This window comes from Aquabacter spiritensis (assembly GCF_004346185.1).
Taxonomy (GTDB): domain Bacteria; phylum Pseudomonadota; class Alphaproteobacteria; order Rhizobiales; family Xanthobacteraceae; genus Aquabacter; species Aquabacter spiritensis.
In genome coordinates, this window is the sequence record NZ_SMAI01000005.1 from 131,977 (window position 1) to 157,980 (window position 26,004).

General features: G+C 67.8%; 20 protein-coding genes. 6 read left to right on the forward strand and 14 right to left on the reverse strand.

What is annotated here, in order from left to right:
• Positions 1-118: 118 nt before the first annotated feature.
• The 11 genes from EDC64_RS10125 to EDC64_RS10175 form a co-directional block, all read right to left on the reverse strand.
• Positions 119-2,629 carry an LPS-assembly protein LptD gene (locus EDC64_RS10125; protein WP_132031172.1) on the reverse strand — a complete coding sequence of 837 codons (2,511 nt, stop codon included), beginning with the start codon at positions 2,627-2,629 and terminating at the stop codon, positions 119-121.
• Complete coding sequence (gene lptG, locus EDC64_RS10130; RefSeq protein ID WP_132031173.1) at positions 2,626-3,723, reverse strand: LPS export ABC transporter permease LptG; 1,098 nt, start codon at positions 3,721-3,723, stop codon at positions 2,626-2,628. Before lptG ends, EDC64_RS10125 begins: the two co-directional genes overlap by 4 nt.
• Before the next feature lie 3 nt (positions 3,724-3,726).
• The gene (locus EDC64_RS10135; RefSeq protein WP_132031174.1) at positions 3,727-4,887 is read right to left on the reverse strand and encodes an LptF/LptG family permease; all 1,161 of its coding nucleotides are present in this window, start codon (positions 4,885-4,887) and stop codon (positions 3,727-3,729) included.
• Positions 4,888-5,144: 257 nt separating this feature from the next.
• On the reverse strand, positions 5,145-6,023 hold the full coding sequence (gene mepA / locus EDC64_RS10140) for a penicillin-insensitive murein endopeptidase (RefSeq protein WP_132031175.1): 879 nt from the start codon (positions 6,021-6,023) through the stop codon (positions 5,145-5,147).
• Positions 6,023-7,390, reverse strand: coding sequence for a ribosome biogenesis GTPase Der (der, locus tag EDC64_RS10145; protein WP_132031176.1), 1,368 nt, complete (start codon positions 7,388-7,390; stop codon positions 6,023-6,025). The genes mepA and der overlap by 1 nt, the downstream gene beginning before the upstream one ends.
• Before the next feature lie 18 nt (positions 7,391-7,408).
• Positions 7,409-7,669: a hypothetical protein gene (locus EDC64_RS10150; protein ID WP_132031177.1), complete on the reverse strand. Its 261-nt coding sequence runs from the start codon at positions 7,667-7,669 to the stop codon at positions 7,409-7,411.
• A gap of 8 nt (positions 7,670-7,677) precedes the next feature.
• On the reverse strand, positions 7,678-8,364 hold the full coding sequence (locus EDC64_RS10155) for a tetratricopeptide repeat protein (protein ID WP_132031178.1): 687 nt from the start codon (positions 8,362-8,364) through the stop codon (positions 7,678-7,680).
• Between the two features lie 60 nt (positions 8,365-8,424).
• Complete coding sequence (locus EDC64_RS10160; protein WP_132031179.1) at positions 8,425-9,597, reverse strand: benzoate/H(+) symporter BenE family transporter; 1,173 nt, start codon at positions 9,595-9,597, stop codon at positions 8,425-8,427.
• A 3-nt stretch (positions 9,598-9,600) separates the two neighbouring features.
• Positions 9,601-10,434, reverse strand: coding sequence for a class D beta-lactamase (locus EDC64_RS10165; RefSeq protein WP_165933713.1), 834 nt, complete (start codon positions 10,432-10,434; stop codon positions 9,601-9,603).
• On the reverse strand, positions 10,431-11,261 hold the full coding sequence (panB, locus tag EDC64_RS10170) for a 3-methyl-2-oxobutanoate hydroxymethyltransferase (RefSeq protein ID WP_132031180.1): 831 nt from the start codon (positions 11,259-11,261) through the stop codon (positions 10,431-10,433). The genes EDC64_RS10165 and panB overlap by 4 nt, the downstream gene beginning before the upstream one ends.
• Positions 11,262-11,298: 37 nt before the next feature.
• Positions 11,299-11,871: an NnrU family protein gene (locus tag EDC64_RS10175; RefSeq protein ID WP_274594944.1), complete on the reverse strand. Its 573-nt coding sequence runs from the start codon at positions 11,869-11,871 to the stop codon at positions 11,299-11,301.
• A gap of 308 nt (positions 11,872-12,179) precedes the next feature.
• Here EDC64_RS10175 and guaB point away from each other — a divergent pair, with 308 nt between their 5' ends.
• From guaB to EDC64_RS10200, 5 genes are all read left to right on the forward strand, one after another.
• Positions 12,180-13,697, forward strand: a complete 1,518-nt coding sequence (gene guaB / locus EDC64_RS10180) for an IMP dehydrogenase (protein WP_132031182.1) — start codon at positions 12,180-12,182, stop codon at positions 13,695-13,697.
• Between the two features lie 321 nt (positions 13,698-14,018).
• Positions 14,019-15,530: a PAS domain S-box protein gene (locus tag EDC64_RS10185; protein WP_132031338.1), complete on the forward strand. Its 1,512-nt coding sequence runs from the start codon at positions 14,019-14,021 to the stop codon at positions 15,528-15,530.
• Positions 15,531-15,680: 150 nt separating this feature from the next.
• The gene (locus tag EDC64_RS10190) at positions 15,681-16,661 is read left to right on the forward strand and encodes a tripartite tricarboxylate transporter substrate binding protein (RefSeq protein ID WP_420808952.1); all 981 of its coding nucleotides are present in this window, start codon (positions 15,681-15,683) and stop codon (positions 16,659-16,661) included.
• Between the two features lie 16 nt (positions 16,662-16,677).
• On the forward strand, positions 16,678-17,145 hold the full coding sequence (locus tag EDC64_RS10195) for a tripartite tricarboxylate transporter TctB family protein (RefSeq protein WP_420808953.1): 468 nt from the start codon (positions 16,678-16,680) through the stop codon (positions 17,143-17,145).
• A 7-nt stretch (positions 17,146-17,152) separates the two neighbouring features.
• On the forward strand, positions 17,153-18,652 hold the full coding sequence (locus tag EDC64_RS10200) for a tripartite tricarboxylate transporter permease (protein WP_132031183.1): 1,500 nt from the start codon (positions 17,153-17,155) through the stop codon (positions 18,650-18,652).
• Positions 18,653-18,706: 54 nt separating this feature from the next.
• On the opposite strand, the gene metH is transcribed toward EDC64_RS10200, so the two are convergent.
• Genes metH through EDC64_RS10215 form a run of 3 tightly spaced genes read right to left on the reverse strand, consistent with a single transcriptional unit; the run spans position 18,707 to position 24,417 of the window.
• On the reverse strand, positions 18,707-22,432 hold the full coding sequence (gene metH, locus EDC64_RS10205; RefSeq protein ID WP_132031184.1) for a methionine synthase: 3,726 nt from the start codon (positions 22,430-22,432) through the stop codon (positions 18,707-18,709).
• A gap of 51 nt (positions 22,433-22,483) precedes the next feature.
• Positions 22,484-23,404 (reverse strand): methylenetetrahydrofolate reductase [NAD(P)H], encoded by a 921-nt coding sequence (gene metF / locus EDC64_RS10210; RefSeq protein WP_207916006.1) that lies wholly within the window; start codon positions 23,402-23,404, stop codon positions 22,484-22,486.
• Positions 23,404-24,417 carry an ArsR/SmtB family transcription factor gene (locus EDC64_RS10215; protein ID WP_132031185.1) on the reverse strand — a complete coding sequence of 338 codons (1,014 nt, stop codon included), beginning with the start codon at positions 24,415-24,417 and terminating at the stop codon, positions 23,404-23,406. The genes metF and EDC64_RS10215 overlap by 1 nt, the downstream gene beginning before the upstream one ends.
• 274 nt (positions 24,418-24,691) lie before the next feature.
• Here EDC64_RS10215 and EDC64_RS10220 point away from each other — a divergent pair, with 274 nt between their 5' ends.
• The gene (locus EDC64_RS10220; protein WP_245504640.1) at positions 24,692-25,900 is read left to right on the forward strand and encodes a L,D-transpeptidase family protein; all 1,209 of its coding nucleotides are present in this window, start codon (positions 24,692-24,694) and stop codon (positions 25,898-25,900) included.
• Positions 25,901-26,004: the final 104 nt, after the last annotated feature.

The following is a 26,004-nucleotide window of genomic DNA, read 5'->3' on the forward strand; positions in this document are numbered from 1 at the left end:
CCGGCGCAGGCCATCCAGCGGGCCGCACTGTCGGCATGAGGCAAATCGCGGTCCAACGTCAGCCTATCTTGACCGTCCCTGTGGCGGCAATACGGCGCGGCGCCCGCGTGCCGCGACGTCAGTTCGAGGTTCCGGTGGTCCCGGACGAGCCGAGGGAGGTGGAGAGCGCGGTCTGGCCGAGGGTCCGCAGGCCGATGGTCAAGAGGACGGTCGAATTCGGCTCGGTCTGATACGGACCGTTGAGCGAATAGTTGGACACGTAGCTAAGCGCCATGGTGAAGCAATCGTCGGCATAGGTGACGCCAACGGTGGTCATGTCGAAGCCGGACTGGGCGATGTTGTACCGCAGACCGCCGGCGACCGACCACTCGTTTGTCAGCCGGTAGGACGCCGTCGTGTAGATTCCTTCCCGCTCTTCATAATATCCGAGCAGCGGTTGCGGCGAATAGAGACCGTAGACCGCGGCAACGCTGATCCTGTCATAGGCGGCTCTGCCTTCCAGCTCGAAGCGCTGAAGCGAGAAGTTCTGTTCGTCGAACCGGAAACGCGAGACGAATTCGAGATTGTTCGTGGGCGAATAGCTGAAGCGTGCGACATAGTCCGACACGTTGGTCTCGAGACCGGACTCGAGACCGGTATTCGCCATGTCGCCTTCCGAGAAGGAATTCAGCCCGAACAGATGGTAAGACTGGCCGATCACAGCGGTAACAAGACCGGCATTATTCAGCGCCGCGGTATAAGTGATGCCGACATTGAGGCGGCCGCCGCCCTCCACCCGGTCGTAGCCGGAATATTTGTCGACCTCGAACAGGGTGGTGTCGTCGAACACCAGGCTCTGGGCATCCTCGTTCGGCAGCCGGCCGATGCCGGTCTCGTTCGGGCGGATGACCAATTGCGCGCGCGGCTCGATGGTCTGGGTGCCCCAGCTCTGGACCGAGATGAAGGGGTAGCGGTAGTCGAGGCCGATCACCGGCATGGCGCGGATCAGGTCCTCCTGGCCGGCCTGCAGCGGGTTCTGGCCGGGCAGGGTAAACCCGCCGGTATAGTTGGTCGGCAGCGCGCTGATATTGGAATGGGCGACGTCGACCCGGGCGCTCGCAAACGGCGTCCAGATCTGGCCGGCCTGATCGGTGATCGATTTCTTCCAGTAGAGCTCGGCGCTGAGGCGCTGATATTCGCCCGGCGCGCCGCGCAGCAGGCACTGGGTCGGGTTGGGATTGGTGATGGCGCAGGCGCCCGGCGCGATGCCGATGCCGCCGGACGGGAAGGAATTGGCCGCCGACGTGCCGACGAAATCCGCCTCGTTGCGCGATACCGCGTTGAAATTGACCTTCACGCCGGCTTCCCCGCCCCAGAGCGGATTCCCGAAAATATAATTGTAATTGAACGTCCCGACGATCGGGATCTGCTCCTGGTTGTCGGTCACCGACAGGCCGAGGAAATAGAGGCCGCGCAGATCGAAGAAGCTGCGATCGCCCTGCCCGGTCAGATAGATCTGCGAGATCACCTCGGTCGGCACCGTGGTCAGCAGGCCGAGGCCGTCGACATAATTGCCGAGGGAATAGTCGTTGATGAAGGTGCGGTCGGAGGCGAGCGTGCCGTCCCAGCCCCACTTCCACTGCTCGCTGAGCACGAACTCGCCCTTGCTCTGGACGACCCCGCGATTGTCGCGATAGCCCGGCAGGCCGGCAAATTCCTCTTTGTCGTTCTGGATGATGCCGGCGGCGCGAATGTCGTAGGAGCCGTTCATCAGGCGCTGGCGCCATTCCCCCTGCATGAGGAGGCCCTGCTGCGTGTAGTAGACCGGCGACAGCGTGAGGTCGCGGTCGGGCGCGATGTTCCAGAAGAACGGCACGCCGAAGCCGAAACCGAGCTGGCTGGAATTGGCGAAGATCGGCGCGAGGAAGCCAGTCTTGCGCTTGACCGTCGGATCGGGGCTCGAAAAGTAGGGAAAATACGCGATCGGCAGACCGAAAAACTCCAAGGTCGCATCCTTGTAGTAGATCATCTGCTCGTTCTGGTTGTGGATGATGCGCGCCGCTTTGACCTGCCAGAGGACCGGGCGTTCGGGATGCTCCTTGCACGGCTCGCAGGCGGTGTAGACGCCGTTCTGGAGCACCGTGATGTTGCCCTCCACCCGGTCGGCCCGAGTGGCGGCGAAATGCGTCTTCTCGGTCGTGTCGATCCTCAAGGAGGAAATGAAGCCCTCCTTGAAATCGTCGCTGAGCTGCAGGTTCTCGGCGTTGACGATCGTCCCGTCCTTCTGCTTCAGCCGGACATTGCCTTCGGCCGTCACGAGATTGCGGTTGCGGTCATAGGTCACGCGCCGCGCCTCGAGGGAGGCCCCGTCATAATAGAGCTGGACGTTGCCCGACGCGCCGACCGTGTTCTTCTCATAGTCGTAGACCAGCTCATCGGCGGTCACGAGCATCTTCTTGTTGGGATCCTGGGGCGCCGACAGGTTCTGCGGGATGCCCGGAAGCGCCTGCGCGGCGGCCGGGGTGACGTCGCCAAGCAGCGTAGCGAGCGCGAGAAGGAGGGCGCAAAGAAACAGCCCCCCGGTCGCGCGTCCCGCGCGGCTCCAGGCCATCGCCATCCGACCTTCCGCGGGAGCGAGCCCGACGGTCATCCGTCCTCCCGGTGCAACAGGACCAAAACCCCCAGGAAAATCCCCGCTACCGCTGGAAACCACGCAGCAGCAATGGGATGGACCACTCCAGCTTCTCCAAGATCCTCGGCGAGCTTAGTGCCCAGATAAAGCAGAAACCCAGCCACGACGCCACCGAGAATCGTCTGCCCCACGCCCCCGAACCGGAACACCCGAAGCCCGACGACGGCGGCGATCAGGACCATGGCGACGAGAAGAAAAGGGCGCGCAAGAAGACTCTGGAGCTGGAGCCGGTATCGCGCCGCACCAAAGCCGGCCTGCTCGGCGCTCCGGATTGCCTCGGGAAGTTGCCAGAAAGACACGGTTTCCGCAGACAGGGCACTCTCCTGGATCTGGTTCGGATCGAGGTTCGTCGCGATCAGAAATTTGGCGAAGGCCTGCTGATCGAAGCCCGGAATGAGCACCCGGACGTCGTTCAGAGCCCAGTAACCACGTTCGAGGGTTGCAGTCTTCGCCTCCACGCGCTGGACGACATTTCCCCTGCGGTCGAACTCGAAAACCGTGACGTTGTAAAGCTCCCGCCCGCCCTGCTGCGTCCCCGCCGCCTCGATGATCGCCTGCCCGTCGACGCTCTGCTGGCGCACCCAGAAGGACCCCTGCCCGGGACCGAGCAGCCCGCCCGCCGGCGAGGCGTTGAAAATGTCGCTTTCCATGCGATTGGCGCGTTCCTTGAACTCGGCGGAAACCGGGTTGAAGACGCTGGTGGAGAACACGCCGATGAGAAAGGCGACCGCAATCGCGGGAAAGGTGAACTGCCAAGCCGAAAGGCCGACCGCGCGCGCGACGACGAGTTCAAGCCGCCGCGACAGCGTCACGAAGGACGCGATCGCGCCGAACAGCACGGCGAACGGCAGGAGCTGCTCGGTGAAGGCCGGGGCGCGATAGAGCGTCAGCAGCGCCACCATGCCGGTCGTAACCGCGTCGCGGTCCGCCGTGCGGCGCGCCATCTCGAGAAAGTCCACGAGCATGATGAGCGCGACGCAGGAAAAAAAGATCATCAGCACGGCCGACAAGAAGCGCCGGGCGAAATAAAAGCCGAGGAGTCGTCCGATCATCGGTCAGTTCGCGGCTGGCCGGGCCATGCGCTGCGACATCCTGTCGGCGAGCCGCGCCAAGGCGGCTGACGGCGCAAAGCTGATCCATCCTTGGAGGACCATGGCGCATACGACAATGCAGGCGATGGGGAGAAGATAGGCGAAGGGCACCGCCGCATCCGAGGTTCGCAACAGACCTCCGATGACGAAGGACGCGATCTGAAGGGCCGCCATGACCGGAATGATCGCGGCAAGGGCAAGCCCCCGGCTCTGGCGTGTCGTTCGCGGCCGCGCGAGCGCCGCGGCAGCGACCGCGAAGAAGGCAAAGGGATAGAGGCCGGCCGACAGCCGCTTGTGCACCTCCTCGCGGAACCGGCCGGACTGGCCGAGCCGGATATAGAGATCGTCCGGCGGTGGGGTCAGCACATAATCGAAGGCGCGCTCGCTCGGGCGAAGCTCCGCGCCCTGGAGCCCCGGCGCGAGGCCGGACAGGCCGAACGCATAGCGCTGGAAGTCGACCACGGACCCGTAAGAGGCCGCGCCGGGCGTGCGCCGGTGGATCGAGCCGTCCTCAAGCACCAGGAAAAGACCATTCGGCGTTTCGACGATCTGGCCACGATCGGCGAGATAGGTGGATATTTCCTTTTCCCGGGCATCCTCGATGAAGATGCCGCGCATCACGCCGTTGCTGGCCCGCTCGCGCACATGGAAGACGAGCCCCGGGGCCAAAGTGACGAAGCGCCCCGGCTGCGCGACGAAGGAGACCACGTCCGCCCGGACCCGCGAGACCTGGTCGCGGAACGCCCGGAGGCTCGCGGGAACGAGATCGATCGACAGCGCGGAGCACAGCAGCGAGACCAGAATCGCCAGGAGGGTCAACGCCCGCAGCACCCGCCAATGACTCATGCCGGCCGACGCCATGACGACGATTTCGCTGTCGCCGTTGAGCTTGAGCAGCGTGTAGGCGGTGGCGATGAACAGGGCCGCGGGGGCGATCACCAGGACCAGCGTGGGCATGGTGAGGCTGGTGATGGCGAAGAAGGCGAGGATCGTCTGCCCCTGGTTCGTCACCAGATCGAGCTGGCGCAAAGCCTGGGTGGACCAGATCATGGCCGTGAGGACGACGGTCACGCCGAGGAAGGCGACGGCCGCAGTCCAGAAAATGTACCGGTCAAGACGGGACATGCACTCGTTTCCGATGCGCGCTCGCCGCCCCGGGCGCCAGACTGGAACACTTATTGGATACCCGCTGCAGCGCCGAAGGGCAAACCGTCCACGCAGATCCGGTCCGACACCCCGCTCGTACGCCGCTTTCCCGCTGCGGCGGACTCGCCGACGAAGCGGACCGAACATCCGTCGAACCGATTCGCCCCCGTGCCGCAGTCCGCGGGAACTGGGAAGCCGCCAGCATTCGAAGGCGCGGCGGAAGAGTATCCACTGCCTCAGCGCGCCTCCAGCACCCCGGTGCAGGCCGGAGGCAGGTCCGCGAGGGTGAGGGGCGGACGCGGCTTGGGGGGTGTTTTGGGTGGCGGGGGATGGAGCACCTTGTCGGTGAACCACCAGGCGAGATCGGAGCCGCAGCCATCGCCCGCGGGTGGCGGCTCCTGCGGCCGGCAATCCGGACTATCCGCCTGGCATTGAAGCCGAACATGCATGTGACTGTCATGGCCCCAATAAGGTCGGACCTTGGCGAGCCAGGGACGTCCGGCGCTGCTGCGACACAGCGCACGCTTGATCGCAGCGTTGACAAAAATCCGCTCGACCTCGGGGTCCTCCGCCGCGGCACGGATGACGGCGACATGGGCCGGCGTGAAGGCGGCTGGATCGACGTCGCGCCGGTCCGGCCGAACCATCATGGCGGCGCCGAGCGTCTCCCGGCTGGCCGGGCTGAGCGATCCCGGGCTCGGGGTCAGCCAGATGTCGACGTCGAGCCCGATCTGATGGGAGGCATGGCCGGTGCGCATCGGCCCGCCCCGCGGCTGCGACATATCGCCCACCAGGATACCCGACCAGCCCGACGACCGGCGGGCGGCCGCCGCGAACCGCTCGATGAAGGCGACAAGCGCCGGATGACCCCAATTGCGGTTGCGCGAAAGGCGCATGGCCTGCCAGAGCGGCCCCGACGTCGCGCCCGGGCCGTCGACCGGCAGGGCGACGGCCCCCGCGACGCAGCCTTTGGAATAAAAACCGATGGACCGCGCCGCGAGCGGTGCCGGCGTCGCGGCCGCGCCGAACAGGTCCTTGGCCGGCATCCCGTTCTGGCCCAACGCGGGTCCGGCGAGCCCGAGCAGAGCGGCCGCGGCGAGGAGCGCACGACGCATCAGCCGTCCTTGCTGCGATCGTAGGGATTGTCCTTCTCGCGGAGCGTGAAGCGGATCGGCACGCCGGGAAGCCCGAAATTGTCGCGCAGGCCGTGCGTCAGATACCGAAGGTAGCTCTCGGGAATCGCATCCGCGCGCGAGCAGAAGAGGACGAAGCTCGGCGGCCGCGCCTTCGCCTGGGTCATGTAGCGGATCTTCACCCGGCGTCCGGAAACCGCCGGCGGGGGATGCGCGTCGGTGGCCTCCTGGAGGAAGCGGTTGAGCGGGTTGGTCGCGATCCGGATGTTCCAGATCCTGTGCGCCTCGACCACACTCTCCAGCAGCTTGTCGAGCCCGCGGCCCGTAAGCCCGGAGAGATGGACGATCGGCACGCCCTTCACCTGCGGCAGCCAGTGATCCGCCTCTTCGCGGAGCTTGGTGAGCACGCGCGGATCGGTGACGAGATCGGCTTTGTTGTAGCCGAGCACGATGGCGCGGCCCTCGCGGATGACGAGGTCGGCGATGCGCAGATCCTGGTCCTCGAACGGCCGCTCGGAATCCATGAGAACGATGACCACTTCGGCGAATTTCATCGCGCGCAGGCCGTCGGCGGCGGAGAGCTTTTCGATCTTGTCGTCGATGCGGGCGCGCTTGCGCAGGCCGGCCGTGTCGTAGAATTCGAAGCGACGGCCGCGCCATTCGAGTTCGACCGAGATCGAATCGCGGGTGATCCCCGCTTCCGGCCCGGTCAGCAGACGGTCCTCGCCGAGAAGGCGGTTGATCAGGGTCGACTTGCCGGCATTCGGCCGGCCGAGCACCGCGACCTTGATCGGCCGCGCCGCGTCGACGTCGGCATGGGCCTCCTCCTCCGCCGCGGTGCGGCGCCGCGTCTGCTCCGGCAGTGCGGCGCACAGGGCGTCATAGAGGTTGGAGAGGCCCTCGCCATGCTCGGCGGAGACCGGAATCGGCGTGCCCAGGCCGAGCGCATAGGCTTCGATCGCGCCGGCCTCGGCGCTGCGCCCCTCGCTCTTGTTGGCGATGACGAGGGTCGGCTTGCCGGCGCGGCGCACCAGAGCGGCGAAGGCGTGGTCGGTCGGCGTCAAGCCGGCGCGCGCGTCGATCATGAAGAGGATCGCGTCGGCGGCGCCGATCGCCGCCTCGGTCTGGCCGCGCATGCGCCCTTCGAGCGAGGCCGCGTCGGCCTCTTCGAGGCCGGCCGTGTCGACGAGCCGGAAGGTCAGATCGCCGAGGCGCCCGTCTCCTTCACGCCGGTCGCGCGTCACGCCGGGCCGGTCGTCCACCAGCGCGAGCTTGCGGCCGACGAGGCGGTTGAAGAGTGTCGATTTGCCCACATTGGGGCGGCCGACGATGGCGAGGGAAAAGGTCATTGCGGCTCCGCCCGCCGGTCAGCGGCCGGCCGCGTCCGGAGCGCCGGGCTGGGCGGTGCCGGTCGCGCCGGGCGGCGGCAGGGTGATGTTGGAATTGCTGGGCTGGGCGACCGCGCCGGAATAGCTCACACCCGGCACGCCCTCGGGAAACACCGCCCGCCGGTCGCCGGGCAGCGGCGTCTCCTTTTCGGCGAACGGGTTGATCTTGTCGAAGGTCTCGCAGCCGGACAGAGCGGCGGCGAGCGCCAAGGCGAGAAGCAGTCGCGCGGACCGATGCATGGCGAACCTCATTGTGTGGCGGCGCCCGGCGCCGGCGCGGCGGCCGGCGGAACGGCCGCCGCCGTCAGGGTGCGGAGCAATTGCGCCTGATTGCGGATCCCGGGGGGAACCTCGGGGTCGTCGAGAATCCATTGCGCGGTCTTGTTGGCGGCGGCAAGGTCGCCGGCCTTGAACTGGGCGAGGGCGAGGAGCGCGCGGGCCGAATGGCGCAGCGCCCCATTGCCTTCAGCCAAGGGCTGGATCCTTTGCACGATCTCGGCGAGCGGCGCGGTATCGACGAGGATCTGCGCCGCGCGGATCTGAGCGACCTCGCGGCCGAGCGCGCCGATCGCGGTGTCCGCCGCCAAGGCGTCGAAGGCGGCGGCGCTCGCGGCCTTGTCCTGCGCCGCCAGCGCGCCCGCGGCGCGGAACCGTGCGAGCACCCGGTAGCCGGCGGTGCCGTCCTGCGCCAGTGCCGCGAGCGCGGCCTGGGCTTCGGCGGTCTTGCCTTCGTCCAGCAAGGCGTTGGCGGCCTCGAAGCGGGCCCCGGAGGCCTGCGCCTGCTGCAGGCTCCAATAGCGATAGCCGCTCCACGCGCCGGCAGCCGCGACGACCGCGACGGCGAGGAGGATCAGATAGAGGCCGAAGCGGTCCCAGAGGCGGCGAAAGCGGTCGCGCCGAAGGTCGTCTTCGATTTCGTGAAAGATGTCGGTCATGCAGGGTCCGGGACAACGGGCCGCCGGGCGCTGCCACGCACCCGGATGAGGGCGCGTAACCTAGCCATGCGGCTTCATCGTGGCAAATCGCCCCCGCACTTGGTCGAGCGCGAGCACAGCGAGCCCTGCCGCAAGGCCCCAGAACGGCGCGCCGATGCCGAGGACGGACACGCCGGAAGCCGTGGTCGCGAACGTCGCCACCGCCGCGATGCGGTCCTTTTCCACATGCAGCGCACCGGCCAGCGCGCCGGCGAGCGGCGCGAGCAGGGCGAGGCCGGCGACGGTCGCGATGAAGGCCGGCGGCAAGGCGGCGAACACCGCGACGAGGCTCGCGCCCAAGGCCGCCAGAGCGACATACCAGAGCGCATAGACGGGGCCGCAGAGATAGCGTTTCTCCGGGTCCGGATGGGCATCCGGACCGGTGCAGATGGCGGCCGTGATGGCGGCGAGATTGATCCCGGTCGCGCCGAAGGGCGCGAGAAGCAGCGAGGCCGTCCCGGTCGCCGCGAGCGCGGGCGCGGTCGGCGGCCGGTAGCCCGAGGCCCGCAGCACCGCGAGGCCCGGCAGGTTCTGCGCCGCCATCGTGACGAGGAACAGCGGCACGCCGAGCCCGAACATCACGGACGCGTCGAAGGTCGGCGCGTTGAGCACGATGCGCGGCGCCACGAATCGCACGGCGCCGAGATCGGCGAGACCGAGCCCGAAGATCGCGGCGACCCCGGCGACGAGGACGCACAGCACGGCCGCGGTCGGCGACCAGAGCCGGACCACGAGAAACAGGACCAGCATGGGCAGAACGACGCCCGGAACCAGCACCGCATTCTCTGCCAGCGCCATGACGAAGCGCACCAGAACCCCCGCCAGCATCGCCGAGGCGACGCTCATCGGCAGCCGCGCGACGAGGTCCGACAGAGGCCGCGCCGCCGCGCAGGCGAGGACGAGGGCGGCTGCGACGAGGAAGGCGCCGGAGGCGGCCGGCATGCCGATGCCGCCCCCGAAACTCGCGATCAACGCGGCGCCCGGCGTCGACCAGGCGGTGACGATCGGCATGCGGTAGCGCAGCGACAGGACGGCGCTGGTCGCGGCGACGCCGAGGCACAGGGCAACGACGAGGGAGGAGGATTCGTCCGGCGTCGCGCCGATCGCCGTCGCCGCGGCGAGAATGAGCGCCAGGGTCCCGCCGAAGCCCACCAGGGCCGCGACCAGGGACGAGACCAGGACCGAGGCCCGCATCGGCTATCGGGCCTGCGCGCGCAGCACCGCATCCAGCGCCGCGATCGCCTGCCGGCGGGCCCGCGGACCGAGTGGCTCGTCCGAGGCGACGTCGAGCGACATGAAACGCGCGAACACGAACACGTCCTTGTCTTTCTCGACCCATCCGACGAACCAGCCGAACGGCCGCGTGCGGTCGAGCTTGGCGTCCGCGAGCCGAAGGAAACCGGTGCCGGTCTTGCCGTAGAGGTCGAAGCCGCCGGGTTGTTCCGGCAGGCGCAACAGGTCGGCGGTGCGGTCGACCGCCTCCGGCTGCACCTTCAGGCCGCCCGTCAGCATGCGGCGAAGGAAGTCGACCTGTTCGCGCGGCGAGAGCGCCAGCGAGGACGAAAGCCAGGCCTGCGTCAGGCCGTTATCCTGGCCCGGCTCGCCCGAGAGATTCTCGTTGCCATAGGCGAAGCTCTTCACATAGCCGGCGAACCGCTCCATCCCGAGCTTGCGCGTCAGGACCTGGGAATACCAGACGACGGAATTCTTCATCCAGCTTTGCGGCGTCTGGGGGCCGGCCCAGAGCGCCCCCAAGGCCCCGCCGGCCGTGTCGAGGCCCGGCTCGGTGGTGAAGACCGGCTCGGTGGCGCTTTTCAGGATGCCGCTGTCATAGCCCATCAGAGCGAGCGGGATCTTGAAGGTCGAGGCGGGAGAATGCCGCGACGCGCACAGGCCCTGCTTGGCGATCACCCGCGCGGTCTTCAATTCGGTGACGAGGAAGCATTCCTCGGCCGCCCGGGCCGGACCCAGCCCCGCACAGCCGAGCGCCGCGAGGGCGGCGCCGGCGATCCACAGCCGCCGCAAGGTCACGACGCCTTCGGCGCGCGCGGCGCATAGGTGTGCTCCGGACCGGGAAAGGTGCGCGCGCGCACCTCCTCGGCATAGCGCGCCACCGCATCCTCGATTGCCGGCCCAAGCTCGGCGTATTTCTTCACGAATTTCGGCACCCGGGCGCCGAGACCCAGCATGTCCTCGAGCACCAGGATCTGACCGTCGCAGGCCGGGCTGCCGCCGATGCCGATGGTCGGCGGCGCCACCTCCTCGGTGATGCGGCGCGCGAGCGGCTCGGCGATCGCCTCCAACACGATCGAAAAGGCGCCGGCCTGGGCGACGGCGCGCGCATCGTCGAGGATTTCGCTCGCCTCGGCATCGTCCCGGCCCCGCGCCTTGAACGATCCCAGCGTATTGATGGCCTGCGGCGTCAGGCCGACATGGCCCATGACGGGAATGCCGCGATCGACCAGGAACCGCACCGTCTCGGCCATGCGCCGGCCGCCCTCGAGCTTCACGGCGCCCGCGCCGGTCTCCTTCAGCACGCGGGTCGCGGTGTGGAACGCTTCCACCGGGCTCGCCTCGTAGCTGCCGAACGGCAGATCGACGGTGATCAGGGCGCGGCGCGTGCCGCGCACCACGGCACGGCCGTGGACGATCATCATCTCGACCGTCACCGGCACCGTGGTCTCGAGGCCGTGCATCACCATGCCGAGGCTGTCGCCGACCAGGATCACATCCACATGCCGATCGAGCAGCTGCGCGGTATGGGCATGGTAGGAGGTCAGGCTGACGATCGGATCTCCGCCTTTGCGCGCGCGGATCTCGGGCGCCGTGATACGGCGGACGTCGGCTTGGATCGACATGGTGCTTTCCTCGTTTGGTGTTGGCGCCGGGGCGCACTCACATGACCGGGACGCCGATCACGTAAGGGTGGAACACGAAGGCGAGGACGACATAAAGCAGAAGCCCGCCTCCCACCGCCAGGACGTCCCCGCCATAGCCCCGGGGCGGAGCCGGAGGCGGCACGGCACGGCGCTTCATCGAGATGCGGTCGTAGACCGCCCAGGCGAGAACCGCCAGGAACAGCGTCATGGAGGCGGCATCGCCATTGGCGAGAAGGTGCGCCAATGCCCAGACCTTCACCCCCACCAGCATGGGATGCTTCAGGGTGCTGCGGATATGGCTCGGCACATAGGCCGCCACGATGGCGATGGTGGAGACGAGCATCAGCAGCAGGGTGAGGTGCCGCAGACCGAGCGGCGGATACCAGAGCTGCTCGGGACCGGCGGCCCGCCAGAGCGCATAGCCATAGGCCGTGAGCAGCAGCCCGCTGGTCGCGAGCAGCGCATAGAACCCCTTGTATCCGCTCTCCCCGAGCCGCGCGATGAGAGCCGCGCGCAAGCCGCGCAGGCTCGTCACGACGTGAATGCCGAGGAAAACCACAAGGCCGAACAGCATCATGGCCATGTTAATTCCGCCCCTTCGGCGCGGTAGCGCGCCAGCGGGCGGGGACTTTAGACCATGTCCAGGAAAAGTCGATGGGAGAAACGCAGCCGGCGCAACCCGTTAAGATACTGATATCGCACACTTATTCCAGAATCGCCCACGATCTGATCGGCGGCGCGTCATCTGCGCCCAGCGCATGGCGGAACCGCGCGCGAGGTCTTCTATTCGTCGCCTGCGCATGGTATGCGCCACCGCCAACCCGAGACGCGGACGGCGACAGGCGTCGTCGCGGATTCGATCAGGCCGCCGGCTTTGCCGCGGCGGAGGAGTTGGCGATGTCCCAGAGCGGTCCCGGATCGATCCACCCCATCACCGGCTCTCCTTTCCGCGAAGCCCTCACGTTCGACGACGTGCTCCTCGTCCCGGGGGCATCGGAAGTCATGCCGGGCGGCGTGAACCTCGGCGCCTGGCTCACCAGCACCATCTTCCTCAATCTGCCGATCCTCTCGGCGGCCATGGACACGGTGACGGAATCGCGGCTCGCTATCGCCATGGCGCAGGCCGGGGGAATCGGCGTGATCCACCGCAACCTCACCCCGGAAGCGCAGGCCGAACACGTCCGGCAGGTCAAGAAGTTCGAATCCGGCATGGTGGTGAACCCGGTCACCATCCATCCCGACGAGACCCTCGCAGACGCCCTCGCGCTGATGAAGCGGCACGGAATCTCGGGGATTCCGGTGGTCGAGCGCGGTCCGAACGGGCGCGGCGGCCGATTGGTGGGGATCTTGACCAATCGCGACGTGCGCTTCGCCACCGACCCTGCAACCCCGGTCCGCGAACTGATGACCAAGGACCGGCTGATCACGGTCAAAGAGAATGTCCAGCAGGACGAGGCCAAGCGCCTGCTGCACCTGCACCGCATCGAGAAGCTGCTGGTCGTCGACGAGGATTATCGTTGCGTCGGCCTGGTCACGGTGAAGGACATCGAGAAGGCGGTGGCCCATCCCGAGGCCGCGAAGGACGAACAGGGGCGGCTGCGGGTCGCGGCGGCCACCACGGTCGGCGAGGACGGCTTCGAGCGCACCGAACGTCTGATCGATGCCGGCGTCGACCTCGTGGTGGTCGACACCGCCCACGGGCATTCCCGCAAGGTGCTCGACCAGGTGGAGCGCATCAAGCGGCTCTCAAACAAGACCCAGATCCTCGCCGGCAACATCGCCACCGCAGACGGCGCGAAAGCTCTGATCGATGCCGGGGCGGACGCGATCAAGGTCGGGATCGGTCCGGGATCGATCTGCACCACGCGCATCGTCGCCGGTGTCGGCGTTCCGCAGCTGACCGCCGTCATGGACGCGGTCGAGGCGGCCCAGGCGACCGGCACACCGGTCATCGCCGACGGCGGCATCAAATATTCGGGCGATCTCGCAAAGGCGCTGGCGGCGGGCGCCTCCTGCGCCATGGTCGGTTCGCTGCTGGCCGGCACCGACGAGAGCCCGGGCGAGGTGTTCCTCTATCAGGGGCGCTCCTACAAGGCGTATCGCGGCATGGGCTCGGTGGGCGCCATGGCGCGCGGCTCGGCGGACCGCTATTTCCAGGCGGAAGTGCGCGACACGCTGAAGCTGGTGCCGGAAGGCATCGAGGGCCAGGTCGCCTATAAAGGCCCGGTCTCGGCGGTGCTGCACCAGTTGGCGGGCGGCCTGCGTGCCGCCATGGGCTATGTCGGCGGCAAGGACCTCGCCGAGTTCCGGGAGCGCGCCCGCTTCGTGCGGATCTCCTCGGCGGGCCTGCGCGAAAGCCATGTCCACGACGTGACGATCACGCGGGAAAGCCCGAACTACCCGACAAGAGTCTGAAACGGCGCCCGAAACGTCCCGCATTGACGTGGCGTCCCGACTGGCGAATTGTCACGTCGCCGGAACCGGACGCGCCGGCGCCCCGCGACGGACGGCCAAAGGCGGCGACGGATCCACCGGGCGGATTGAGCGAAAGCGGGTCGACGGATGAGTACGAGCGGCCCCCCATCTGCGGACCCGCCGCCTCAACGACCGACGGATGCGCCGGCAGATGCGCCGGTCGGCCCCGCGCTCGCGGCCGCGAACCGACGCATCGCCCACGAGGTCGCCGGCCGTGAGCGGGCCGAAGCTGACGGCTGGGAAAACGCGCAGGTGCTGCGGATGCTCATCCAGGGCGTCACCGACTACGCGATCTTCATGCTCGACGCCAACGGCCGGGTCTCGACATGGAATGCCGGCGCCGAGCGGATCAAAGGCTATAGCGCGGCGGAGATCATCGGGTCGCCTTATGCCCGCTTCTACACGCCAGAAGACGTGGCCGCCGGCGAGCCGGAGCGCGCGCTCGCGACCGCAAAGCGGGACGGGAAATACGAAAAAGAGGGCTGGCGCGTCCGCAAGAACGGCGAGCGCTTCTGGGCCTCCACCGTCCTCGACGCGATCCGCGACGAGGACGGCACGTTCGTCGGCTATGCCAAGGTCACGCGCGACATCACCGAGCGCCGGCAGGCGCAGATCGAACTCCAGCAGGCCCGCGAGGCCCTGTTCCAGGCCCAGAAGATGGAGGCGGTCGGCCAACTCACCGCCGGCATCGCGCACGATTTCAACAATATGCTCGCCGGCGTCATCGGGTCCCTCGACCTGCTGCGCACCCGGATCAAGGCGCAGCGCTACGGCGATGCCGAGCGCTACATCGAGACAGCGATCGCCTCGGCCGAACGTGCGGCGGCCCTCACCGCGCGGCTGCTCGCCTTCGGCCGGCGCCAGCCGCTCGATGTGAAGCCGGTCGATCTGAATGCCGTGGTGGCGAGCCTCCAGGAACTTCTCGGCCGCACGATGGGGGAACGCATCGGCATCGTGCTCGCCCTGGACCCGGCCCTGCCCTATGCCGAGACGGATGCGCACCAGCTCGAGAACGCGATCGTCAACCTCGCCATCAATGCGCGCGATGCGATGCCGGACGGCGGAACGCTCACGCTCGCCACCTCGGTGACCGCCAAGGTGACGGGAAGCTGGCGTGGAACGGCGGACGGACCCTTCGTAACCCTCGACGTCTCCGATACCGGCCACGGCATGACTCCCGAGATCCTGTCGAAGGCCTTCGACCCCTTCTTCACCACCAAGCCCCTCGGGCAGGGGACGGGCCTCGGCCTCTCGATGATCTACGGCTTTGCGAAACAGAGCCGCGGCCATCTCCTGATCGCGTCCGACGTCGGATCCGGCACCAAAGTGTCTCTGCACCTGCCGATCTCGCCCTGTTCGCCCGCGGCGGCGGGCGAGACGCCGGCGCGCCGCGCGCTCCCTCACCGGGACGGCGAGACGGTCCTGGTGGTGGAGGACGACGAGAATGTGCGCATGCTCGTGCTCGACGTGGTGTCGGATCTCGGATTCCACGCCATCGGGGCGCAGGACGGCCCCTCGGCTCTTCCGTTGCTCGAAGGGCCGGGCCGGATCGACCTGATGGTAAGCGACATCGGCCTGCCGAACGGCATGAACGGCCGTGCCCTCGCCGAGGCGGCGCGCGTGCAGCGCCCCGATCTGCCGATCCTGTTCATCACCGGCTATGCCGCCGAGGCGGCGCGCGAAGGCTTTCTGGGCGCCGGCATGGACCTGATGATGAAGCCGTTCTCGATCGATGCGCTCGGCGCCCGAATCCGCGCGCTCATGCCCGGGTGACGCCGCACGGCCGATCGCGAACCTGACGCAACGTCAGGCTGTAATTCTTCTTCATTCGCTCCGATCCTGAATTAGGATGCGCGACCGTTCGCGCGTCGGGCAACCCGGCGCGGCACTGCGACAAAAAACGACCTTAGGAAGGAAATGCCCATGCTGACCGTGATGCGCGCCCGCGCATGCCCATTCCTGATGGCCGGGCTTACTGCAGCCGCGCTCGCTTTCGGGGCCGCCGGCGCCCAGGCCCAGGACCTGAAGATCATGGCCCCGGCCGCGCCTGGAGGCGGGTGGGATCAGACCGCCCGGGCGATGCAGCAGGCCTTGGTCCAGTCGGGCGCCGCTCAGAGCGTCCAGGTGTTCAACGTGCCCGGGGCCGGCGGCACGATCGGCATCGCGCAGTTCGTGAATACGTCCAAGGGTGACCCGAATGTGCTGATGGCCAGCGGCTACGTGATGATGGGCGCCATCCTCACCAATAAGTCGCCCGTCGGCCTCGACAAGGTGACGCCGATCGCCCGCCTGATCCAGGAGACCGACGCCATCGCGGTCCCCGTCAACTCGCCGCTGAAGACGGTGCAGGATCTGGCGGAGCTGGTGCGCAAGGATCCCGCGCGGGTGACCTGGGCCGGCGGATCGGCCGGCGGGCCGGACCATATCGCCGCGGCCCTGTTCACCCAGAAGGTCGGGTCCGACCCGACCAAACTGAACTATATCCCGTTCTCCGGCGGGGGCGAGGCGCTCGCGGCGATCCTGGGGGGGAAGGTCACCGCCGGCATGTCGGGGCTCGGCGAACTGGAGAGCCAGGTGAAGGCCGGCAAGCTCCGGCTGCTCGCCATCACCCAGGCCGAGCGCATCCCCGGGCTCGACGTGCCGACCCTGAAGGAAGCCGGCATCGACGTCGCGCTCGCCAATTGGCGCGCCATCATGGCGCCCCCCGGACTGACGCCGGACCAGGTGAAAAGCGTCACCGCCATGATCGAGAAGATGGCGAAGTCGCAGGCCTGGGCCGACATTCTGAAGCAGAAGGGCTGGGACGACGCCTTTTTGGCGGGCGAGCCCTTCGTGGCGTTCCTCAAGGACGAGAATGCGAGCACCGCCGACATTCTGAAGTCGGTCGGCCTGATCAAGCCCTGACCCGCCGGAGGCCGCATTGCAGATCAAGTCGAAGCCGGACGGTCCCGGCATGCTGGTGGCCGCCGGCCTGCTGGCGCTCGCTGGGATCATCTTCTGGGATACGACCCAGCTCGCCCAACGCACGGTCTACGGCCTCGGTCCGGAAGCCGCGCCGCGCGTTGTGGCGGCCGGGCTCGCTCTGCTCGCGGTGGCGAATTTCGTCCAGGCCCTGCGCGGCGCCTTGCCGTCGCGCGGCACCGCCGATCGGCGCCCCTTGCTGCTGATCGTCGGGGGCATGGCCGCGCTGATGGCGGTGCTGACCTTCGGCGGCGGCTACATCCTCGCGACCGCCATTTTGTTTACCGCCACCGCGACGGCCTTCGGCCGGCGTGCCTATGCCGCGGATTTCGCGATCGGCCTCGCGGTCGGGGTCGCGACCTATCTCCTGTTTGCGAAGCTGCTCACCCTGTCCCTCCCCATGGGACCGCTGGAACGGCTGTTCTGAGGCGCCGATGGAAACCTTCGACGCCCTCCTCCAGGGTCTTTCGGTCGCCGCTTTGCCGGGAAACCTGATCTTCGCGCTGATCGGAGTGCTGCTCGGCACCGCGGTCGGCGTGCTGCCGGGGATCGGCCCGGCGCTGACCGTCGCCCTGCTGCTGCCGGTGACCTACAAGCTCGACCCCGCCGGCTCCCTGATCATGTTCGCCGGCATCTATTATGGCGGCATGTATGGCGGGTCCACGACCGCCATCCTGATCAACACGCCGGGGGAAAGCGCCTCGATGGCGACCGCGCTCGAAGGCTACCGCATGGCCCGAGCGGGCCGCGGCGCGCAGGCGCTCGCCACCGCGGCCATCGGCTCCTTCGTCGCCGGCACGATCGCCACGCTCGGCCTCACCTTCCTCGCCCCCTGGCTGGTCGAGCTCGCGGTGCAGATGGGGCCGGAGGATTATTTCGCCCTGATGTGCGTCGCCTTCGTCACCGTTTCGGCGACCTTCGGGGACTCGCCCGTGCGCGGCCTCACCAGCCTGTTCGTCGGGCTCGCCATCGGCCTTGTCGGCATCGACCGGTTGACCGGCCAGCCGCGCCTCGCCTTCGGCATGCCGGAACTGCTCGACGGGATTGACGTGACGACGCTGGCGGTCGGCTTGTTCGCCATCGGCGAGGCGCTCTATGTCGCCTCGATGCGGGGGCACGCCACCGAACAGGTGGAAAGCGTGCGCGGCTCGCTCTGGATGAGCCTCGACGATTGGGCGCGCTCCTGGAAGGCCTGGATCCGCGGCGCCTTCATCGGCTTTCCGATCGGCGCGCTGCCGGCAGGCGGCGCCGAAATTCCGACCTTTCTCTCTTATTCCATCGAGAAAAAGCTGTCGCGGCATCCCGAGGAATTCGGCCACGGCGCGATCGAGGGCGTCGCCGGGCCGGAAGCCGCCAACAACGCCTCCGCGGCGGGGACCCTGGTGCCGCTTCTCACCCTCGGCCTGCCGACCTCCGCCACCGCCGCCATGATGCTGGCCGGCTTCCAGCAATATGGCCTCAATCCCGGTCCGCTTCTGTTCGCCGAGCAGCCGCAGCTGGTGTGGGGGCTGATCGCCAGCCTCTATATCGCCAATCTGATGCTGCTGGTGCTGAACCTGCCCCTGGTCGGGCTCTGGGTGCGGCTGCTGGCGATTCCGCAGCCCTGGCTCTATGCCGGCATCCTGGTATTCGCCACCATGGGGACCATCGTCGCCAAAGCCTCGGTCACCGAACTCGCGCTGCTCACCGCCTTCGGGCTGATGGGCTATGTCATGCGCCGCTTCGATTACCCGATCGCCCCGGTGGTGGTGGGCCTGATCCTCGGCCCGATGGCGGAGACGCAGCTCCGCCGCGCGATGGCGATCAGTCTCGGCGACCCCATGGTGCTGGTGACGAGCCCGGTTTCCGCCAGCCTCCTCACCATCGCCGCCATCGCGCTCCTGGCGCCCTTCGCGATGAGCGGCCTCGGGCGGTTCAAGGCGGCGGAGGACTGAAGGGCGCCTTCGGCTTTCGAAGAGCGCCGCCGTCGGAGGCCCACCCGCCCCGCTTTATTCTGCCGCCACCCTGCGGGCCGGGTCGTAATTCAGGGTCGGCGCCAGCCAGCGCTCGGCGTCTTCGACGCTCCAGCCCTTGCGGACGGCATAATCCTCGACCTGATCGCGTTCGATCCGGCCGACGCCGAAATAGGCGCTGTCGGGATGCGCGAAATAGAGGCCCGACACCGCCGCGCCCGGCCACATGGCGTAGCTCTCGGTCAGTTCGAGATCGATCTTGCGGGTCGCGTCGAGCAGGGTGAAGAGCGTGCTCTTCTCCGTATGGTCCGGCTGCGCGGGATAGCCCGGTGCCGGACGAATGCCCTGGTAGGTCTCCGCGATCAGATCCTCGTTGCTGACCGCCTCGTCGGGCGCGTAGGCCCAGAATTCCTTGCGCACGCGCTGGTGCATCCGCTCGGCGAACGCTTCGGCCAGACGGTCGGCGAGTGCCTTCAGGAGGATGGCGGAATAATCGTCGTTCGCCGCCTTGAAGGCGTCGGAGCGCGCCTGTTCGCCGATCCCGGTGGTCACCGCGAAGCCGCCGACATAATCGGCGACGCCGGACGTCACGGGGGCGACGAAATCGGCCAGAGCGAGATTGAACCGCCCCTCGCGGCGCGCCAATTGCTGGCGCAGCGTGTGGAGGGTGGCGAGCGGCGTCTTGCGCGTGTCGTCGCGGAACAGAATGATGTCGTCGCCCTCGGCGTTCGCCGGCCAGAAGCCGATCACGGCGCGGGCGGTGAGCCACTTCTCCGCGACGATCGTCTTCAGCATCGCCTGCGCATCGTCGAACAGCGCCTTGGCCGGGGTGCCGACGATCGGATCCTCCAGGATCATCGGGTAGCGCCCGACCAATTCCCAGGACTGGAAGAAGGGTGTCCAGTCGATATAGGGCACGAGATCGGCGAGGTCGTAATCCTCGAAGACTCGCGTTCCGAGGAAGGTCGGCTTCGGCGCGACCTTGGTGAAATCGAGCTTCAGCGCATTCTCGCGCGCCTTGGCGAGCGGCACACGCTGCTTCGCCTCGTCGGCGCGGGCATGGGCGTCGGCGAGCTTCACATATTCCGCCCGCACACCGGACTTGTAGGCGTCGCGGGTCTGGGGATTAAGGAGATTGGACACCACGCCCACGGCTCGGCTGGCATCCGTGACATAGACCGCCTGGCCGCGCGCATAGCGCGGCGCGATCTTGACGGCGGTGTGCACCCGGGAGGTCGTCGCTCCGCCGATCAAAAGCGGCAGGTCGAAGCCCTCGCGCTCCATCTCGGAGGCGACCCCGACCATCTCGTCGAGCGAGGGGGTGATGAGGCCGGACAGGCCGATCACGTCGACCTTCTCCTTGCGGGCGACGTCGAGGATCTTCTGCATCGGCACCATCACGCCGAGGTCGATCACTTCGTAATTGTTGCACTGCAGCACGACGCCCACGATGTTCTTTCCGATGTCGTGGACGTCGCCCTTCACGGTCGCCATCAGGATCTTGCCGGCAGCCGAGCGCGCGGCGAGCCCGCTGAGCTTCTTCTCCTCCTCCATGAAGGGCATGAGATAGGCGACCGCCTGCTTCATCACGCGCGCGGATTTCACCACCTGGGGCAGGAACATCTTGCCCGAGCCGAACAGGTCGCCGACCACGTTCATGCCGGCCATCAGCGGCCCCTCGATGACGTGCAGCGGGCGGGCCACCGAGAGGCGCGCCTCCTCCGTATCGGTCTCCACATAGTCGGTGATGCCGTTGACCAAAGCGTGCTCGAGCCGCTTCTCCACCGGCCAGGTGCGCCAGGTGAGATCGGCCTCCCGCTTCTCCTTGCCGGCGGCGCCCTTGAAGCCTTCCGCCAAAGTCAGGAGCCGATCGGTGCCGTCGGCGCGGCGGTTGAGCACCACGTCCTCGCAGGCCTCGCGCAGCGCCGGTTCGATCTCGTCATAGACGGCGAGCTGGCCGGCATTGACGATGCCCATGTCCATGCCCGCCTTGATGGCGTGATAGAGGAACACCGCGTGCATCGCCTCGCGCACCGGCTCGTTGCCGCGGAACGAGAAGGAGAGGTTCGAGACGCCGCCGGAAATGTGCGCGTGCGCGAGATTCTCGCGGATCCAGCGGGTCGCCTCGATGAAGAACACGCCGTAGGGCGCATGCTCCTCGATCCCGGTGGCGACCGCGAAGATGTTGGGATCGAAGATGATGTCCTCGGCGGGCAGGCCCACTTCCTCGGTCAGGATGCGGTAGGCCCGGGCGCAGATCTCGGTCTTGCGCTCGAACGTGTCCGCCTGCCCCTGCTCGTCGAACGCCATCACCACCACGGCGGCGCCGTAGCGGCGCACCAGGCGGGCCTGGGCGCGGAACGCGTCCTCCCCTTCCTTCATCGAGATGGAGTTCACGATCCCCTTGCCCTGGATGCACTTCAACCCGGCCTCGATGATCTCCCACTTGGACGAATCCACCATCACCGGCACCCGGGCGATGTCGGGCTCCGAGGCGACGAGGTTCAGGAAGGACACCATGGCGGCCTTCGAATCGAGCAGGCCCTCGTCCATGTTGACGTCGATGACCTGGGCGCCGCTCTCGACCTGCTCGCGCGCGACCGCGAGGGCGGCGGCAAAGTCGCCATTGGTGATCATCTTGCGAAACTTCGCCGAGCCGGTCACGTTGGTGCGCTCGCCGACATTCACGAACGGAATTTCCGGCGTCAGCTCGAAGCCTTCGAGGCCCGACAGACGCAGCCTCTTGGGCAGATCGGGCACGGCCCGCGGCTTATGGGGCGCGACCGCCTCGGCGATGGCGCGGATGTGGGCGGGCGTCGTGCCGCAGCAGCCGCCGACGATGTTCACCAGGCCGGAGGCCGCGAATTCGCCGACCAATGCCGCCATCGCCTCCGGGCTCTCGTCGTAGAGGCCGAACTCGTTCGGCAGTCCGGCATTGGGATAGGCGCAGACCAGCGTGTCGGCGACCCGGCCCAATTCGGCGACATGGGCCCGCATCTCCTTGGCGCCGAGCGCGCAATTGAGGCCGATCGAGAAGGGCTGGGCATGGCGCAGCGCATACCAGAAGGCGCTCGGCGTCTGACCGGACAGGGTGCGGCCCGACAGATCGGTGATGGTGCCCGAGATCATCACCGGCACGCGCCGGCCGAGTTCGTCGAACAGGCCCTCGATCGCGAACACCGCCGCCTTGGCGTTCAGCGTGTCGAAGATGGTCTCGATCAGCAGCAGATCGGCACCGCCCTCCAACAGACCGCGCGCCTGCTCGCCATAGGCGTCCGCCAGTTGGTCGAAGGTCACGGCGCGGAAGCCGGGATCGTTGACGTCCGGCGAGATCGAGGCGGTGCGGTTGGTCGGCCCGATCGCGCCGGCCACGAAACGGCGACGGCCGTCCTTCGCCTCGGCCAGCTCGGCGGCCGCCTTGGCGAGGCGTGCGCCCGCAACGTTCAACTCATAGGCCAGGGCCTCCATCCCGTAATCGGCCTGCGCGATCGTGGTGGAGGAAAAGGTATTGGTCTCGACCAGATCGGCCCCGGCGAGGAAATATTCGAGGTGGATGTCACGGACCGCGTCCGGCTGGGTGAGATTGAGAAGGTCGTTATTGCCCTTCACATCGTGCGCCCAGTCGGCGAAGCGCGCTCCGCGATAGCCGGCCTCGTCGAGGCTCAGCCCCTGGATCATCGTCCCCATGGCGCCGTCGAGCACCAGGATGCGCGCGCCGGCGGCGGCGATGAGGGCGGAAACGGTATCGGTCTCGCGGGTCATGGAACGCTCGTATTTGCCGGCGCGGCCGGCGTGACGGTGAAAGCGTGCGGCCTAAACGGCCAGGCGCTGCGCGGCCGCTTCTTCCGCCCGGGGCCGCAGGCCCATCAGGTGGCAGATGGCGTAGACGAGGTCGGCGCGGTTCAGGGTGTAGAAATGGATATCGGGCACGCCGCGATCAACGAGGTCCGTCACCTGCTCGGCCGCGACCGCCGCGGCGATCAGCTTGCGGGTTTCGGCATCGTCATCGAGCCCCTCGAACCTTTTGAGCAGCCAGGACGGCACGCTCGCCCCGGTGCGGGCCGCGAAATTCGACGCCTGCTTGAAATTCGTGACGGGCAGGATGCCGGGGATGATCGGAATGTCGATGCCCGCCGCCCGCACCGCATCGAGATAGCGAAAAAAGACGTCGTTCTCGAAGAAGAATTGCGTGATGGCGCGGGTCGCCCCGGCATCGACCTTGCGCTTCAGAAAGTCGATATCGGCGGCGAGGCTTTCGCTCTCCGGGTGCTTTTCCGGATAGGCCGAGACCGAGACCTCGAAATCGCCGAGGCGGCGGATGCCGGCGACGAGGTCGCAGGCATGGGCATAGCCGTCCGGATGCGGCTCGTAGGATGTGCCGACGCCGGTGGTCGGATCGCCGCGCAGGGCCACGATGTGGCGCACCCCGGCGGCGGCATATTCGCGAATCACGTCGTCGATCTCGCCGCGGCTCGCGGCGACGCAGGTCAGGTGCGCGGCAGGCGCCAGCGCGGTCTCGCGCACCAGCCGCTCGACGGTCGCATGGGTCCGCTCGCGGGTCGATCCGCCGGCGCCATAGGTCACCGAGACGAAGCTCGGTCCCAGCGGCGCGAGGCGGGCGATCGACGCCCAGAGGGTGCGCTCCATCTCCTCGGTCTTGGGCGGAAAGAATTCGAACGAGACGCGCACCGGCGCACGCCCCAATTCTCGGCTCGGCCGGATCGGCGAGGTCATCAGGCAACTTCCCGGGTGTCTTGGGCCGGCCGCGGATCGCGGGCCAGCCAGATGGAAACAGTCAACGAGCCCTCGGCCCCCGCCTCGGGGACGAGCGAGCGGTAGAAACCGGGCTTGAGGCCCGCTTGGGCCATCCATCCCGCCACCGTCTCCTCGGCAAAGCCGAGCCGGCGGTGCGCATGGGCCTCGCGCAGGAATTCGAGATCGTGCGGCGCGAAGTCGATCACCAGCAGCCGGCCGCCGGGCCGCAGAAGGCGCGCGGCCTCCCGCACGGCGCGGGCGCCGTCGTCGAGAAAGTGCAGGACCTGATGGACCAGGACGACATCGAAACCGTCGGGCGGGAGGGCGAGATTGTAGATGTCGCCGTGACGCACCACGCAATTGCGGATGCCGGACCGCGCAAGATTGACCCGCGCGATGCCGAGCATGTCGGGCGAGAGGTCGATGCCGACGCCCCGCTGGATGCGCGGCGCGAAGATTTCCAGCATCCGCCCGGTGCCGGTGCCGAGGTCGAGCAAGGCCTCGATGGGCGCATCCCCGAGCGCGTCCCGCACCTGCTGTTCGACCAGAGCCTCGGGCACGTGCAGGCTCCGGATCGCGTCCCACTGAGCCGCGTGACGGGCGAAATAGGCCTGCGCCTGGGTTTCCCGCGCGGCGCGCACCTCGGAGAGCCGCTCCCGGTCGCGGCGCAGCAGCGGATCCTCGCGGTCGAGCAGAGGCAGCAGCGCCGCGGCGAGCGCGGCGCCCGCGCCTTCGGAGGGGCGGCGGTAAAACACCCAGCTCGCCTCGCGGTGGCGCTCGACCAGGCCCGCCTCCGCGAGCAATTTGAGGTGGCGGGAAATCCGCGGCTGGGACTGGCCCAAAATGTCGGTCAATTCGGACACGGTCAGTTCGGCCAGATCGAGGATCGCCAGGAGCCGCAGGCGCGTGTCCTCGCCGGCCGCCTTCAGGCCTTCGAGCAACGCGTCATATGGTAGCGGCCAAGCTTGAGCCGACGACTTATCTAAGGACATAAAGATATGTTTATGTCCCCTGGGCCGGCAATGCAAGCCCGTCGCTCTTGTGACGCGGAAAGCACGGGCGCGCATCTGCCGTGCCGCTCGCCAAGCCGTGCATTGCACCATGTGGTCTGCGCGATTAAAGATTTTTGGAACGCGCAGCGCAGTCCCGATGTTTGACCAAACGTGAGGGAGGCGGCACGGAGTGGGGCAGGAGCCAGCTTGGCGCCAGCAAAAAAATGTACGCCGTTTCCAATTTCGTCACGTTTCACGTTTAGCACGAGTCCCTATGATGCTGCGCACCAAACTTCTCACTGCACTCGGGGCCTCGCTGCTCGCCTTGCCCGCGCATGCCCAGCTCTATCAAGGGTCGGCCGCGCAGGGACAAGTGTATCAGGGACAGGTCTACCAATCCGCGGTCAACGAGAGAGACGTGACCGGCGCGATCGGACAGGCGCCGACCGCCATCCTGCCGTCCGGCTCGGTTCCCGGCTATAACGATCCCTATGCGCGGACCGCGCCGAACGGCGATTACGTCCAGCGCACGCCGATCGCCCCGCCCCCGGGCGCCGTGCAGGCGCCGAGCTACGGCACCTCCCCGGCGCCGCAGACCGGATATGCGACATTGCCCGCTCCAGGGCAGCCGGTGGCCATCGGGCCACAGGGCGGCTATCCCGCCCAGCAGCCGCAGGCGGTTCCCCAGGCGGCCTATCCGCAGGGCGGCTACGCCTCTGACGGCGGCTATGAAGGCTCCTACAAGCAGGACGCTTTGCTTCAGGCTGCGCGAAACGGCACCCTGCCGGCACCCGCTGCGGTCCAGCCCGGCGCGACCCCGGTCTATGCCGATCCGCGCGTCGCCTATGGCACGGTCCCGACCCGCGATGCCGGTCCTGCGCCCTCGGGCGTCTATGCCCCGAACGCGGCCGTCGTGCCGGGCACGACGGAGGCTCCGTCCGGCCCGCGCATCGAGAATATCGATCCGAGCGAACCGGTCGATTCCCGCTTTCTCCGGCAGACCGTGGATTATGTCACCACGCAGCCGGCCGGCACGATCATCATCGATACGCCGAACACCTATCTCTATTACGTCCTGGGTGGCGGCAAGGCGATCCGGTACGGAATCGGCGTCGGCCGCGACGGCTTTACCTGGTCGGGGACCGAGAAGATCACCCGCAAGGCGGAATGGGCGGATTGGCGCCCGCCGCCGGAGATGATCGATCGCCAGCCCTATCTCCCGCGCTTCATGGCCGGCGGGCCGGGCAATCCACTCGGCGCGCGGACTCTTTATCTCGGCGGGACCATTTACCGCATCCACGGCACCAACGAGCCGCAGACCATCGGCAAGTTCGTTTCCTCCGGCTGCTTCCGCATGCTGAATGCGGACGTCGAGGATTTGTTCGAGCGGGCCAAGGTCGGCACCAAGGTGGTGATCCTGCCCAAAAGCAACGCTCAGGCGAATGCCGCGGCCGGAAAGCCCCAGGGTACCGCCCAGCGCTGACCGAAATGCCGAACTTCGATCAAGGCGCGCCACCGGGCGCGCCTTTTTCGTATCTGAGCTTGACCAGATCTTCCCTTGCGGCACGTGGATCGAGCTTTGCCGTG

What these genes read in the sequence shown, in the direction of transcription:
- EDC64_RS10125 (WP_132031172.1), bottom strand. Translation starts at nt 2,629, where the DNA reads ATGACCGTCGGGCTCGCTCCCGCGGAAGGTCGGATGGCGATGGCCTGG.
- EDC64_RS10220 (WP_245504640.1), top strand. Translation starts at nt 24,692, where the DNA reads ATGATGCTGCGCACCAAACTTCTCACTGCACTCGGGGCCTCGCTGCTC.
- der (WP_132031176.1), bottom strand. Translation starts at nt 7,390, where the DNA reads ATGACCTTTTCCCTCGCCATCGTCGGCCGCCCCAATGTGGGCAAATCG.
- EDC64_RS10200 (WP_132031183.1), top strand. Translation starts at nt 17,153, where the DNA reads ATGGAAACCTTCGACGCCCTCCTCCAGGGTCTTTCGGTCGCCGCTTTG.
- metH (WP_132031184.1), bottom strand. Translation starts at nt 22,432, where the DNA reads ATGACCCGCGAGACCGATACCGTTTCCGCCCTCATCGCCGCCGCCGGC.
- EDC64_RS10135 (WP_132031174.1), bottom strand. Translation starts at nt 4,887, where the DNA reads ATGTCCCGTCTTGACCGGTACATTTTCTGGACTGCGGCCGTCGCCTTC.
- lptG (WP_132031173.1), bottom strand. Translation starts at nt 3,723, where the DNA reads ATGATCGGACGACTCCTCGGCTTTTATTTCGCCCGGCGCTTCTTGTCG.
- panB (WP_132031180.1), bottom strand. Translation starts at nt 11,261, where the DNA reads ATGTCGATCCAAGCCGACGTCCGCCGTATCACGGCGCCCGAGATCCGC.
- mepA (WP_132031175.1), bottom strand. Translation starts at nt 6,023, where the DNA reads ATGCGTCGTGCGCTCCTCGCCGCGGCCGCTCTGCTCGGGCTCGCCGGA.
- EDC64_RS10215 (WP_132031185.1), bottom strand. Translation starts at nt 24,417, where the DNA reads ATGTCCTTAGATAAGTCGTCGGCTCAAGCTTGGCCGCTACCATATGAC.
- metF (WP_207916006.1), bottom strand. Translation starts at nt 23,404, where the DNA reads ATGACCTCGCCGATCCGGCCGAGCCGAGAATTGGGGCGTGCGCCGGTG.
- guaB (WP_132031182.1), top strand. Translation starts at nt 12,180, where the DNA reads ATGTCCCAGAGCGGTCCCGGATCGATCCACCCCATCACCGGCTCTCCT.
- EDC64_RS10185 (WP_132031338.1), top strand. Translation starts at nt 14,019, where the DNA reads ATGCTCATCCAGGGCGTCACCGACTACGCGATCTTCATGCTCGACGCC.
- EDC64_RS10190 (WP_420808952.1), top strand. Translation starts at nt 15,681, where the DNA reads ATGCTGACCGTGATGCGCGCCCGCGCATGCCCATTCCTGATGGCCGGG.
- EDC64_RS10150 (WP_132031177.1), bottom strand. Translation starts at nt 7,669, where the DNA reads ATGCATCGGTCCGCGCGACTGCTTCTCGCCTTGGCGCTCGCCGCCGCT.
- EDC64_RS10160 (WP_132031179.1), bottom strand. Translation starts at nt 9,597, where the DNA reads ATGCGGGCCTCGGTCCTGGTCTCGTCCCTGGTCGCGGCCCTGGTGGGC.
- EDC64_RS10155 (WP_132031178.1), bottom strand. Translation starts at nt 8,364, where the DNA reads ATGACCGACATCTTTCACGAAATCGAAGACGACCTTCGGCGCGACCGC.